The 12,233-nt window shown below is 72.3% G+C and carries 13 protein-coding genes and 1 other RNA gene; 9 read left to right on the forward strand and 5 right to left on the reverse strand.

All coding sequences use genetic code 11. The features are described from left to right. Nucleotides 1-37 precede the first annotated feature (37 nt). Nucleotides 38-1,504 (forward strand): RNB domain-containing ribonuclease, encoded by a 1,467-nt coding sequence (locus tag AB0K17_RS16170; protein WP_365983287.1) that lies wholly within the window; start codon nt 38-40, stop codon nt 1,502-1,504. A gap of 29 nt (nt 1,505-1,533) precedes the next feature. After that, nucleotides 1,534-1,932: RNase P RNA component class A (gene rnpB, locus AB0K17_RS16175), an RNA gene on the forward strand. A 252-nt stretch (nt 1,933-2,184) separates the two neighbouring features. On the opposite strand, the gene AB0K17_RS16180 is transcribed toward rnpB, so the two are convergent. Together AB0K17_RS16180 and AB0K17_RS16185 are read right to left on the reverse strand one after the other, a co-directional pair. After that, entirely contained in the window at nt 2,185-2,391 is a 207-nt protein-coding gene (locus AB0K17_RS16180; protein WP_365983288.1) for a DUF397 domain-containing protein, read from the reverse strand. 112 nt (nt 2,392-2,503) lie between these two features. Then, nucleotides 2,504-2,704: a hypothetical protein gene (locus AB0K17_RS16185; protein WP_365965422.1), complete on the reverse strand. Its 201-nt coding sequence runs from the start codon at nt 2,702-2,704 to the stop codon at nt 2,504-2,506. Between the two features lie 151 nt (nt 2,705-2,855). On the opposite strand from AB0K17_RS16185, the gene AB0K17_RS16190 reads away from it, so the two are divergent. Next, nucleotides 2,856-4,130, forward strand: a complete 1,275-nt coding sequence (locus AB0K17_RS16190; RefSeq protein WP_365965421.1) for a helix-turn-helix domain-containing protein — start codon at nt 2,856-2,858, stop codon at nt 4,128-4,130. A 14-nt stretch (nt 4,131-4,144) separates the two neighbouring features. Next, complete coding sequence (locus tag AB0K17_RS16195; RefSeq protein ID WP_365965420.1) at nt 4,145-4,510, forward strand: hypothetical protein; 366 nt, start codon at nt 4,145-4,147, stop codon at nt 4,508-4,510. A gap of 64 nt (nt 4,511-4,574) precedes the next feature. Here the strand turns inward: AB0K17_RS16195 and AB0K17_RS16200 are convergent, their stop codons facing one another. From AB0K17_RS16200 to AB0K17_RS16210, 3 genes are read right to left on the reverse strand one after another with little or no spacing between them, the layout of a single operon-like run. Then, complete coding sequence (locus tag AB0K17_RS16200) at nt 4,575-5,513, reverse strand: 3-oxoacyl-ACP reductase (protein WP_365983289.1); 939 nt, start codon at nt 5,511-5,513, stop codon at nt 4,575-4,577. Next, nucleotides 5,510-6,586, reverse strand: coding sequence for a Zn-dependent alcohol dehydrogenase (locus AB0K17_RS16205; protein WP_365983290.1), 1,077 nt, complete (start codon nt 6,584-6,586; stop codon nt 5,510-5,512). The genes AB0K17_RS16200 and AB0K17_RS16205 overlap by 4 nt, the downstream gene beginning before the upstream one ends. A gap of 35 nt (nt 6,587-6,621) precedes the next feature. Continuing rightward, on the reverse strand, nt 6,622-7,488 hold the full coding sequence (locus tag AB0K17_RS16210) for a MaoC/PaaZ C-terminal domain-containing protein (RefSeq protein ID WP_365983291.1): 867 nt from the start codon (nt 7,486-7,488) through the stop codon (nt 6,622-6,624). 181 nt (nt 7,489-7,669) lie between these two features. Here AB0K17_RS16210 and AB0K17_RS16215 point away from each other — a divergent pair, with 181 nt between their 5' ends. The 5 genes from AB0K17_RS16215 to AB0K17_RS16235 all read left to right on the forward strand — a co-directional run bounded on the left by AB0K17_RS16215 (nt 7,670) and on the right by AB0K17_RS16235 (nt 12,232). Further along, nucleotides 7,670-8,830 carry a histidine kinase gene (locus tag AB0K17_RS16215; RefSeq protein WP_365983292.1) on the forward strand — a complete coding sequence of 387 codons (1,161 nt, stop codon included), beginning with the start codon at nt 7,670-7,672 and terminating at the stop codon, nt 8,828-8,830. Further along, on the forward strand, nt 8,827-9,453 hold the full coding sequence (locus AB0K17_RS16220) for a response regulator transcription factor (RefSeq protein WP_365965415.1): 627 nt from the start codon (nt 8,827-8,829) through the stop codon (nt 9,451-9,453). Before AB0K17_RS16215 ends, AB0K17_RS16220 begins: the two co-directional genes overlap by 4 nt. 95 nt (nt 9,454-9,548) lie before the next feature. After that, entirely contained in the window at nt 9,549-10,187 is a 639-nt protein-coding gene (locus AB0K17_RS16225; protein ID WP_365965414.1) for a class I SAM-dependent methyltransferase, read from the forward strand. Between the two features lie 47 nt (nt 10,188-10,234). Continuing rightward, on the forward strand, nt 10,235-11,143 hold the full coding sequence (locus tag AB0K17_RS16230) for an N-acetylmuramoyl-L-alanine amidase (RefSeq protein WP_365983310.1): 909 nt from the start codon (nt 10,235-10,237) through the stop codon (nt 11,141-11,143). Nucleotides 11,144-11,332: 189 nt separating this feature from the next. Next, entirely contained in the window at nt 11,333-12,232 is a 900-nt protein-coding gene (locus tag AB0K17_RS16235; RefSeq protein WP_365983293.1) for a hypothetical protein, read from the forward strand. Nucleotide 12,233 lies beyond the last annotated feature (1 nt).

The following is a 12,233-nucleotide window of genomic DNA, read 5'->3' on the forward strand; positions in this document are numbered from 1 at the left end:
CGTGCCGGCTGCCCGCCGCGTGCCTAGGCTCGGTGCCATGCCCCGCCGCCCGCTGGCCGTGACGGACAGGGAGCACGGCCCGCTGCTGTCCGCCCTGCACGAGCTGCGGGCCCGCACGGCCGTCCCCGAGGCCTTCCCGCCCGCCGTGCTGCAGGAGGCCGTGCAGGCGGCCCGGCGGCCGGCGAGGCCCGTGCACGACGCGAGGGACGTACCGCTCTTCACGATCGACCCGCCCGGCTCGAAGGATCTCGACCAGGCGATGTTCCTGGCCCGCCGGCCCGGTGGCGGCTACCGCGTCCACTACGCCGTCGCCGACGTGGCCGCCTTCGTCCGGCCCGGCGGCGCGCTGGACGCCGAGGCCCATGCGCGCGTCCTGACGCTGTACTACCCGGACGTGCGCATTCCGCTGCACCCCGAGGTCCTGGGCGAGGACGCCGCCAGCCTGCTGCCCGACCACGACCGCCCCGCCGTGCTGTGGCGGCTGGACCTCGACGCCGACGGCCGCCCGACCGCAACGGACGTACGCCGCGCCACCGTGCGCAGCCGGGCCCGCCTGGACTACGCGGGCGTCCAGCGCCGGCTCGCCTCCGGCACGGCCGAGGAGCCGCTGCGGCTGCTCCGGGAGATCGGCGAACTGCGCGAGCAGCTCGAACGCGAACGCGGCGGCATATCCCTGCACGTGCCCGAACAAGTGGTCGTGCGGCGCGGGGACGGACGGTACGCGCTGGAGTACCGCGCCCCGCTGCCCGTGGAGGGCTGGAACGCCCAGCTGTCCCTCATGACCGGCATGGCCGCCGCCCGCCTGATGCTCGACGCGGGCACCGGCATCCTGCGCACCCTGCCGGCCGCCCCGCCCGACGCCGTCGACCGGCTGCGCCGCGTGGCCCGCTCGCTCGGGGTGCCGTGGCCGCAGGAGATGCCGTACGCCGTCCTCGTACGGGCCCTCGACCCCGCCGACAGCCAGCACGCGGCCTTCCTGCAGGAGTGCACCGCGCTGCTGCGCGGCGCCGGGTACGCGGTCTTCGACCGCGACCGCCCGGCGGCGCTGCCGCGCCCCGCCGACCCGGTCCACGCCGCGGTCGCCGCCCCGTACACCCACTGCACCGCACCCCTGCGCCGCCTCGCCGACCGCTACGCCAACGAACTGGTCCTCGCCGCCGCGGCCGGCAGCGCACCCCCCGAGTGGGTGCGCGCCGCGCTGGAGGCGCTGCCCGCGGAAATGGAGCACGGCGCCCGGCGGGCGGCGGAGGCGGAGCGCGAATGCGTGGACCTGGTGGAGGCCGCACTGCTGCGCGACCGCATCGGGGAGATCTTCGACGCGTACGTCGTCGACGTCGTCCCCTCCCGCCCCACGGCCGGCACCGTCCACCTCTACGACCCGGCCGTCGTCGGCCGCGTCGAGGGCCCCGCCGACGGCCCCCCACTGGCCCTCGGCCGCCGGCTGCGCGTCCGCGTGACCGCCGCCGACCCGGGCAGGGCCAAGGCCGGGTTCGCCCCGGTGTGAGCGGCCGGTACCATGGTCGGCACGGCGGACGAGCCGGCCGGGCGGTCGCGGGGGATCGAAGGATCCTCCGAGGAACGTCCGGGCTCCACACGGCAGGGTGGTGGGTAACACCCACCCGGGGTGACCCGCGGGACAGTGCCACAGAAAACAGACCGCCGGGGGCCTCGTGCCCTCGGTAAGGGTGAAACGGTGGTGTAAGAGACCACCAGCGTCCGGGGTGACCCGGACGGCTCGGTAAACCCCACCCGGAGCAAGGTCAAGAGGGGCCGCCACGGCGGCCCTGCGCGGACGTTCGAGGGCTGCCCGCCCGAGTCCGCGGGTAGACCGCACGAGCCTGTCGGCAACGGCAGGCCTAGATGGATGACCGCCTCCCCGGCGGCCGCAAGGCCCCCGGGAGACAGAACCCGGCGTACAGGCCGACTCGTCCGCCCCATCATCCGAGGGAAGGCCCTCCGGTCTGCGCATGCGCAGACCGGAGGGCCTTCCCTCTTCGCTCCTTCAGTGCTCACGCGGCCGGAATGGGGCCCGCGTGGCACGCCGGCGCTGCCACCACAGGCCCCGGCACCCGGGCAGCGAGAGCCCGGAGTACTCGCCGCATTGTGCGCACCAGGGCAACCCGTTCTCAGGGTCGGTTGGACACGCGGCCTCGCAACGCGGGCACTTCTCCACGGGGCCTGCTTTCAGGGGCTCAGGTCGCACTCTCCGGCCTTCACGGCGGCCGCCAGGTCGGTCCACTGCGCGGACGTCATCGTGACGACGACCTCCGGCCGCTCACTGTCACGCACCGCGACCACCCCCGGCACGTTGGTGGCGATCTGCGGGCAGTTGTTGACCTTGCTGTCCCGGCAGGCGGCCGTGCTGACGAACGCGAAGTCGGGCTGTGCCATGGTGGGAGTCCCTTCGTGAGGCCGTGACGCGCGGTACGTGAGGGGCGTGCTCATCGGAGGGGGCAGCAGCACGGCTTCCTCCCCTTCGGGACGACATCGCTCCTGACCGTCTTCACGTGCAGACCTCCCGTGCTTCCTGGTACTTCTGTTCGGCCTGGATCGCGTGAACCGCCATCTCGTCGTAGGTGAACCGCAGGGGAATGCACTCGATCCTGCCGTCCAGGTGGTGCACCTTGATGGGCAGGACGAACCGCTCGTTGAGGCTGTCGTGCTGCAGGTCGTACTGCTCCTGCGGCGAAGCGTGGGTAATCACTCGCATCACCTTTCGGGGTGACTTCTGGTTCCAGGGAACCCTGGACCGAGGCTGGACAACACCAAGGGAACCGCTGCCGAGCCGTCTCCTCCACAGCATCGGTGCGGCACTCTTGATGCACTGCCGTGCAGACAGCGGGAAAGGGGCGGCTGTGGGCCTGGCCGAGCGACGGAAGGCGTTGGGTTACAGCCAGGAGAGCCTTGCGCACCTCTTGGGCGTCGACCGGACCACGATCGGCCGCTGGGAAAGCGGTAAACACGAGATGCAGCCCGCCTTGCGGCGGCGGTACGCCGAATCCCTCCGCATCGGCCTTGCCGAGCTCGACGTCCTGCTCGAAGAAGCTGCGGAGCCCTCGAAGCCGTCGGTTCCCGCAGGGCACTGCCCAGGGCCGTCGTTACACGGTCCCTCCGGCTCGGGGGAGATTGATGACATGATCCGACGCGAATTCCTCCGCGTGATAGCCGTCACCGGCGCCTTGGCCGCCTTTCCCCTGCATGAGGCGGAAGAGGCAATTGGCCTGGAGGGGCAACCGCCCGTCATCGACTTCGAGCACATGAACGCATGCCTCTGGCAGGTCTACCAGCTGGCCCGGAGCAAGGAGTCGATCCACCCCGTCGTCCGTGACCAACTAGCCGCACTGAACGAGGCACTGTCGGGGACGTCCGGACAGGACGTCCGCTCATTGTGCAAAGCCGCTGGCAACCTCTTCCAGTTGGCTGGCGAGCTTGCCTTCGACGCCAACCGCTACACCGACGCGGCGGCCTCCTACACCTTGGCTGCTTCCGCGAGCAAGGACGCCGCCTCGTTCGACTTGTGGGCCTGCGCTCTTACCCGGCAGGCGTACATCGACCTCCACGAGGGGCGTCACAAGGAAGCTGCAGAGACCCTCAAGGCGGCCGAGCGTGTCGCTCGAAGGGGGGACACTCGCCTCTCGACACGCCACTGGGTGGCCGCTGTTCAGGCCGAGGCCTACGCCGGGCTGGGCGACTTCGACAGGTGTGAGCATGCTCTCGACGAAGCCGAGAAGGTACGCGATCTCGACGAGGACAGCCATAACGGTGGGTGGTTGCGGTTCGACGGGTCACGTCTTGCCGAAGAACGGGGCGCTCGGTACGTACAGCTGGGCCGACTCGATCTGGCCGAGGAGACGCTCAACCGGGCCCTGCGGCAGGAAGGGCTGGCGGCAGGCCGCTCCTTCCGTCGTCGTGGAGCGGTCCTGGTCGACCTTGCGGCCGTCGGAGTAAAGCGCCGGGATCCTGAGCAGGTCATCCACTTCGGACAGCAGGCGCTTCGCCTGGCTCGTGAGTCCTCATCCGGTTACGTCGCCCGTAGACTGCGAGCTCTCCGAGAGGGCTTCGGTTCACTCAGTCGCGATCACCGGGTCGCCGGGCTCGAAGCGGAGATCGTCGCACTGCTGAAGGCGTAACGAGAGGGGTTGGCGTGACGAACGTCGACGGCGCACGTCTGTTCCGCGAAGCATGGATCAGCGGCGTCCACGAGCACTTCCCTGGTGAGCCGAAGTCCAGTTACGTCACCCCATGGGACGACACGCCGCAATGGGAACGCGAAGCAGCTGAGGCCGTCTACCAGCAGGTACGACAGCTCGTCGAGGTCAGCAGCGGACATGCCGCGCGTCTGACCGCCGAACAGAAGGGCCGTTTCGTGGCCACTTGCTGGACGGCCCAGATGTACAAGCACTTCGAGGACCCCAAAGCGGCCTACGTGGCCGACTGGCCGGACCTGCCGGAATGGCAGCAGAAAACGGACATCGGCATCTTCGAAGCGATCGAGAAGTCTCTGGGGTGACGGACTGCCCAGCCGTCACGCCGGTGGCTGGGCCGTCCTCATGGAAGTGCGACCGCCGCCGCACTCACCCACCCCGCCGCAACCCCAGCACCTCCGGTGCCGCGAAGCCCTCGCCCGGGTCGCGCCCCGCGTAGTAGGGGGACAGCAAGCCGTCGAGTTCCTCGACCGTGAAGGCGTCCGCCTTCGTCTCGAAGGTTGCTGCCACCCGAGGGCGTTCCATCACCGCCACCATGCCGCCGTGCACCACGAACACCTGGCCCGTCACCGTCGCCGCCGCCGGTGAGGACAGGTAGGCGACCAGGGGGGCCACGTGCTCGGGGGCCAGGGGGTCGAGGCCCCCGCCGGGGGCGGCTGCGCCGAAGAGGTCCTCCGTCATGCGGGTGCGGGCCCGGGGGCAGATCGCGTTCGCCGTCACGCCGTACTTCCGCAGGGCCGCCGCCGTCGAGGTCGTCAGGCCGATGATGCCGCCCTTGGCCGCCACGTAGTTCGGCTGACCCGCCGAGCCCGCCAGGAACGCCTCCGACGACGTGTTGACGATCCGCCCGTATACGGGGCCGCCCGCGGCCTTGGAGCGCTCCCTCCAGTACGCCGCCGCGAAGCGCACCGTGGTGAAGTGGCCCTTGAGGTGGACGCGCAGGACGGAGTCCCATTCCTCCTCGGTCATGGAGAAGACCATGCGGTCGCGCAGGATGCCGGCGTTGTTGACGAGGACGTCCAGGCAGCCGTACGTCCCGACGGCCAGTTCCACCAACTCGCGCGCCGTGTCGTAGTCGCAGACGTCGCCCGTGTGGGCCACGGCCTGCCCGCCGGCCGCGCGGATCTCCTCGACGACGGCGTGGGCCGGGCCGGGCGAGGGTGCGCCGGTGCCGTCGCGGCCGGGGCTGCCGAGGTCGTTGACGACGACGTTCGCGCCGTGGCGGGCGAGTTCGAGGGCCTCGGCCCGGCCGAGGCCGCGGCCGGCGCCGGTGACGATCGCGGTCCTTCCTTCGAGAGCGGCGCTCACAGCATCACCCACGTGCGCAGGGCCTCGCCGCTGCGCATCTGGTCGAGGGCGTCGTTGACGCGGGCGAGGGGGACGCGGTGGGTGATGAGGCCTTCGAGGTCGACGCGGCCGGCGCGCCACAGGGCGATGGCGCGTTCGTAGGAGCGCAGGACGTCCCCGCCGCCGTACAGGGAGGGCAGGATCTTCTTCTCGTCGAAGAACAGCTCGAACATGTTGAGGGAGAAGTGGTCGTCCATGGCGCCGGCCCCCACCACGCACAGCGTGCCGCCGCGCCGGGTGGCGTCGTAGGCGGTGCGGGCGGTGGCGGCCTTGCCGACGACCTCGAAGACGTAGTCGAAGCCCTCGCCGCCGGTGATGCGGGCGGCGGCGTCGCGCAGGCCCTCGGGGGCGACGGCCTCGGTGGCGCCCAGGCGCAGGGCCGCGTCGCGGCGCGACTCGACGGGATCGACGGCGACGATCTGGGCGGCACCGGCGACGCGGGCGCCCTGGACGGCGCTGATGCCGACGCCGCCGCAGCCGATGACGGCGACCGAGGAGCCGGCCGTGACCTGTGCGGTGTTGAGGGCGGCGCCCAGACCGGTGGTGACGCCGCAGCCGATGAGGGCAGCGATCTCGTAGGGCACGTCGTCGGGCACGGGTACGGCGCAGCGGGCGCCGACGACGAGTTCCTCGGCGAAGGTTCCGGTGCCGGCGAAGCCGTACAGGTCGGTGGTGCCGTGGCGGAAGTTGGGGGCGGCACCCTCGGCGAGGCCCTTCAGGCACAGCTGGCTCTGGCCGCGCCGGCAGGCGGGGCAGGTGCCGCAGGCGGGCAGCCAGCAGATGAGCACCCGGTCGCCGGGCTGCACATGGGTGACGCCGTCGCCGACCGCGAGGACGTCGCCGGCGCCCTCGTGGCCGGGGACGAACGGGGCGTGCTGCGGCAGGACGCCGGACATGGCGGACAGGTCGGAGTGGCACAGTCCGGCGGCGCGGACGCGGATCCTGACCTTGCCGGGGCCGAAGCCGGTGGCCTCGACGTCGTCGAGGACTTCCAGGCGGTCCTGCCCGGTCTTGTGCTGTACGGCGGCGCGCATGGGAGAGCTCCCTTCACGGGACGAGGAGACAGACCTCAGGAGTGCTCGACGACCGTGTCCGTCAGCACGGGCGCGTCGTCGCGCTCGACGGCGGTGGCGGTGACCTGGATACGTCCGGGGCCGGGTGCATCGCGCCACATGCGCACGCGCAGGGTCTCGCCGGGCAGGACGACGCCGGCGAAGCGGGTGGCGTAGGAGCGCACGCGGCCGACGTCGCCGTCGAGCGCGGTGTCGACGACGGCCTTGAGGACGATGCCGTAGGAGCACAGCCCGTGCAGGATCGGCCTGTCGTAGCCGGCCAGCTTGGCGAACTCGGGGTCGGCGTGCAGCGGGTTCCAGTCGCCGGACAGGCGGTAGAGCAGGGCCTGGTCCTCGCGGGTGGGCCGCTCGGCGGTCAGGTCGGGGGCGGTGGCCGGGGTCTGCAGGCGGGCGGTGGTGCCGCGTTCGCCGCCGAAGCCGCCCTCGCCCTTGACGAAGATCTCGCTGGTGCTGGTCCACAGCGGGCCGGTCTCGTCGGCGACGTCGGAGGACAGCACGATGACGGCGGCCTTGCCCTTGTCGTGGACGGCGCGCACGCGCGCGGTCTGCGTCGCCCGCTGCGCCCGTACGGGCAGGGGCCGGTGGACGGTGACGGTCTGCCCGCCGTGCAGCACCGCGGCGAGGTCGACGTCGACGCCCGGCCAGTCGAGCCCGCCGGCAACCGCGCGACCGCCGCCGGCGACGGTCGCGAAGGAGGGCAGCACATGGAGCCGGCTCTCCAGGGTGTAGCGCAGTTCCCGGGGGTCGGTGGCCGGGGTGCCGGCGCCGATGCCCAGGTGGTAGAGCAGGACGTCCTTGTGGTCCCAGGCCAGGGTGGCGGTGCGGGGGGCGGCGGCGAGGGCCTGGGCGGGGTCGATGGGCATGGAGGCGGTACTCCTATCGCCGTCTCGAACGCAACGAAGCAGAGCCGGTGGACTAGAACGCGTTCTATTCAACGGCCCTCATGTATAGCCCAAAGTCGGTGGCGTGGGAAGACAAATGTCACGGGTGGCGCACGACATTCGCTCCTGCCGGGCCGCTGGGCCGCCTGCCTACGATGCGGCCATGAGAAAGAGGCTGAGGGTGACCGCCCACGGCGGCATCGACGACATCGCCCGGCACAAACCGCCGGGCAAGTTCGCCTTCCTGCCGTGGCTGTTCATGATCTCCGGCGACGTCCAGGACCTCGTGCGCGGCGAGTTGCCCCTGCCCTGGCTCGGCGGCGCCGGAGTCGTGCTGTTCACCGGCTTCTACATCGGCGCCGTCGTCCACGGCCTCGACCGCAAGCGCCTGGGCACGCCGCTGCCCCGACTGCTGCTGCTCGGGCTGGTCCTGACCACGTACGCCCTGACGATCGGCTACGGCGGCGACTGGCTGCTGTGCTTCCCGGTCCTCTCCCTGGCCTCCGGCATCGTGCTGCGCGGCGAGCGGATGCTCGGCTTCGCGGTCCTCGGCTTCGCCGGGTCGGCCGGGGTCATCGCCGGCTTCCACGGCAGCGTGGAGAACTCCGTCGCCGCCGGCTACGGAACCGTCCTCTCCGGCCTGGTCACGGCGGCCGTGCTGCGGCTCTTCGAGACCGTCGCCGAACTGCGCGCCACCCGCGAGGAGCTCGCCCGCGCCGCGGTCGAACGCGAACGCCTGCGCTTCTCCCGCGACCTGCACGACCTGCTCGGCCACACCATGTCCGTCATCGTCGTCAAGGCCGAGGCCGTACGCCGTCTCGGCCCCCGCGACCTCGACGCCGCCATGGGCCAGGCCGCCGACATCGAAGCCGTCGGCCGCCAGGCGCTCACCGAGATCCGCGAGGCCGTCACCGGCTACCGCGAAGGCAGCCTCACCACCGAGCTCGACCGCGCCCGCTCCCTCCTCGACGCCTCCGGCATCACCACCGCCATCAACCAGTCCGGCCCGCCCCTGCCGCCCCAGACCGCGGCCCTGCTCGGCTGGGTGGTGCGCGAAGGCGTCACCAACGTCGTCCGGCACAGCGGCGCCGGCCACTGCACCATCGAAGTACGCGGCGAAACCGACCGCGTCCATCTGGAGATCGGCGACGACGGGTGCGGCGTAGGCTCGGGCTCCGGCACACCCGGCACCGGTCTGAAGGGCCTGACCGAACGACTCGCCGCAGCAGGCGGCTTCCTGAACGCCGGCCCCGACGGACGACGCGGATTCCGGCTCGTGGCCGAACTGCCGGTGGACGACAACGAGGAGGAACGCGCCGCGTGAGCACCGAGCACAACCGGCGGACGAAGATCCTGCTGGCCGAGGACCAGGGCATGATGCGCGGTGCGCTGGCACTGCTGCTCGGCCTGGAGGACGACATGGAGATCGTCGCCCAGGTCGGCAACGGCGACGACATCCTGCCCCAGGCCCTCGCCGAACAACCCGACGTCGCCCTCCTGGACATCGAACTCCCCGGCCGCAGCGGCCTCGACGCCGCCGCCGACCTGCGCGCACGGCTGCCGCAGTGCCGCGTTTTGATACTCACCACCTTCGGACGGCCCGGCTACCTGCGCCGGGCCATGGAAGCCGGCGCCTGCGGCTTCCTCGTCAAGGACGGACCCGTCGAGGACCTCGCCGCGGCCATCCGCCGCGCCCTCGCCGGCGAACGCGTCATCGACCCCGCACTGGCCGCCGCGGCGCTCAGCGCCGGGCCCAACCCGCTCACGCAGCGGGAGCGCGACGTGCTCAGCGCGGCCGTCGACGGGGCGACCGTCGCCGACATCGCGGCGCGGGTGCACTTGTCGCCGGCGACGGTGCGCAATTACTTGTCGGCGGCGATCGGGAAGACGCAGACGCGCAACCGGATGGAAGCGGTGCGGGCCGCGCGCCAGAACGGATGGCTGTAGGGGGCCCTGCGGGCAGCAGCCACCCCGCGGCAGCCCGCCGCGCGGGCGTGCGGCAGCATGGGCCGCGACAAGGCACCGCACAGTGAGGACACCCCATGGCACCGCAGCCCACCGTCGTCGCCGCGTTCGAGGCGGCCAAGGGGTTCATGCCGCTCGACGAGGGGCTCGCCCTGTACGCCGCCGCGGAGGACGCCGGAGCGCTCGGGCTGCCGTTGCTGGAGGTCGGGACGTACTGCGGGCGTTCGACGATCCTGCTGGCCGACGCCGCCCGTGCGGCGGGGCTCGTCGCGGTGACCGTCGACCATCACCGCGGCAGCGAGGAGCAGCAGCCGGGCTGGGAGTACCACGACGCCTCGCTCGTGGACGGCGAGGTGGGCCGGATGGACACCCTGCCGGTCTTCCGCCGGACCCTGCACCGGGCCGGGCTGGAGGAGCACGTGGTGGCGATGGTGGGCCGGTCGCCGCAGGTGGCGGCGTTGTGGGGGGCTCCGCTGGGGCTGGTGTTCATCGACGGCGGGCACACGGACGAGCATGCGAACGCGGACTACGAGGGCTGGGCCCCGCACGTCGCGCCGGGTGGCCTGCTGGTGATCCACGACGTCTTCCCGGATCCGGCGGACGGCGGCCAGGCCCCGTACCGCGTGTACCGCAGGGCGCTCGAGTCCGGGGCGTTCACGGAGGTCTCGGTGACGCGCTCGCTGCGCGTACTGCGGCGTACAGGTCTCGGGATCTGAGCGGCGGCGCTAGCATCGCCCGCGTGTCCATAGGCAGCGTTCCCTCGGTGACCCGGCGTCTCGTCGCGGGGCTGGCAGTGGTGTTCCTGGCCGGCGGGGCGGCGGGCTGCGGCGGTGGCGGCGGTGCCGGCGCCGATGCGCGGCCCCCGGGGGCCGCGTCGGCGCCCGCGCGTCCGGCGCCCGCGACCTCGGCGGCGTCCACCACTGCCCCGGCCCCGGCCCCGCCGACGCCCTCGCCGTCCGTCCAGCCGTCGTCCGCCGCGCCACAGGCGGCGAAGGACGGTCCGCTGCGGGGGAAGGTCGTGGTGGTCGACCCCGGTCACAACATCCACAACGCGGAGCACTCCGCCGAGATCAACCGTCAGGTCGACGTGGGCAACGGCCGCAAGGAGTGCGACACGACCGGCACGGAGACCAACGCCGGTTACGCGGAGGCCACCTTCAGCCTGGACGTGGCGCACCGGTTGCGGGACATCCTGCTCTCGCGGGGCGCATCGGTGACGCTGACGCACGACGGCGACAGGCCGTACGGGCCGTGCGTGACGGAGCGGGCGGAGATCGGCAACAAGGCGCACGGTGATGCGGCCGTGTCGATCCATGCCGACGGGGCGGGGCCGGGCGACCGGGGTTTCCATGTGATCCTGCCCGCACTGGTGCAGGCCGGACGCGCCGACACGTCGCGGATCGTGGGGCCCTCGAAGGAGCTGGGGGCGCGGATCGCGGGGAACTTCGTGCGGACGACGGGCAGTGCGCCGTCCAACTACATCGGCAAGGGCACGGGCCTGGACACGCGCAGTGACCTCGGGGGCCTCAACCTCTCGGTGATTCCGAAGGTCTTCATCGAATGCGGCAACATGCGCGACGCCCAGGACGCGGCCCTGCTGACCGATGCCGACTGGCGCCAGAAGGCGGCGCAGGGCATCGCGGACGGCATTACGGACTTCCTGCACGGGTAGGGACCGGCAGGCACGAGCGGTGAGGCCATGCGCGTGTCACGAGGGTGATACGAAGCGGACGCCCGGACGGCCCGGCGGTGGCGCTCCCCGTACGATGGGTGGCCGCCACCCCCGCGCCCGCGCGCGCTTTGGCATCCCGCGTACCGGCGACAGCGACGATTACTGACAGCACTGACATAAGGATCCCAGGTGAACATCCGCTCCCTCACTCGAGGCGACGGCGGGGTGATCGGAGCAGCGGTGTTGCTGTTCATCGCCTCGTTCCTCGAATTCCACTCCTACGACTGTCACGGCGCGAGCGACTGCCCGACCGGCCCCAACGGCTGGAAGTCCCAGCTCTTCCCGGTCCTGCCGTCGATCTTCCTCGCCGGAATCATCGCCGCCGCCCTGATCGTCGCCGCGCGCTTCCAGCCCGAGGGACGCAAGCTCGTGGGTCTGAGCCTGGACCAGTGGGGCACGGCGCTGGCCGTGTTCGCCGCGTGGTCCTCGCTGTGGACCATCCTGGGCGGCCCGGAGGGCGTGTCCGGCCCCCTGATCAAGATCGAGCTCTCGCCCGGTGTCGGCCAGATCCTGGCGCTCATCGCCAACCTGCTGCTGGCGGCGGTGGCGGTGCTCACCCCGCGCACCCCGGCCCTGAAGGCGCCGCTGATGGGCACCCCGCAGCCGACGCCGGCGCCGTACGGCGCGCCGGGCGCGCCCGCGGGCTACGGCTACCCGGGCCAGGGCGGGATGCCGGGTGCCGGTGCCCCGTCGCCGTACGGTGCCCCGGACCAGACGCAGCCGTACGGTGGCGCGCAGCCGGGCCCGCAGGCCCAGCCGGGTCAGCCGGTGCAGCAGCAGCCGCAGCAGGCCCAGGCCCAGGCGCCGCAGCCGGCGGCGGGCGGGGGCGAGCCGTTCGCCCCGTTCTGGTTCGCGGTGCCGGTGGGGCGTCCGCTGTTCGCGGAGGACGGTTCGCCGACGCAGGTCTCCGAGCTGGTGCCGGGCACCTGGTACCTGGCGGTGGACCAGCGCGGTCAGGCGCTGGTGGCCCAGACGCAGGACGGCCGTCGCGGCCTGCTGCAGGACACCTCGGGCATCCAGCGCGGCTGAC

This window comes from Streptomyces sp. NPDC049585, assembly GCF_040675615.1.
Classification (GTDB): domain Bacteria; phylum Actinomycetota; class Actinomycetes; order Streptomycetales; family Streptomycetaceae; genus Streptomyces; species Streptomyces luteosporeus.

Bases quoted from the DNA above. Each gene is read 5' to 3' on its own strand.
- AB0K17_RS16170 (WP_365983287.1), top strand. From the start codon at position 38: ATGCCCCGCCGCCCGCTGGCCGTGACGGACAGGGAGCACGGCCCGCTG.
- AB0K17_RS16180 (WP_365983288.1), bottom strand. From the start codon at position 2,391: ATGGCACAGCCCGACTTCGCGTTCGTCAGCACGGCCGCCTGCCGGGAC.
- AB0K17_RS16205 (WP_365983290.1), bottom strand. From the start codon at position 6,586: ATGCGCGCCGCCGTACAGCACAAGACCGGGCAGGACCGCCTGGAAGTC.
- AB0K17_RS16210 (WP_365983291.1), bottom strand. From the start codon at position 7,488: ATGCCCATCGACCCCGCCCAGGCCCTCGCCGCCGCCCCCCGCACCGCC.
- AB0K17_RS16215 (WP_365983292.1), top strand. From the start codon at position 7,670: ATGAGAAAGAGGCTGAGGGTGACCGCCCACGGCGGCATCGACGACATC.
- AB0K17_RS16225 (WP_365965414.1), top strand. From the start codon at position 9,549: ATGGCACCGCAGCCCACCGTCGTCGCCGCGTTCGAGGCGGCCAAGGGG.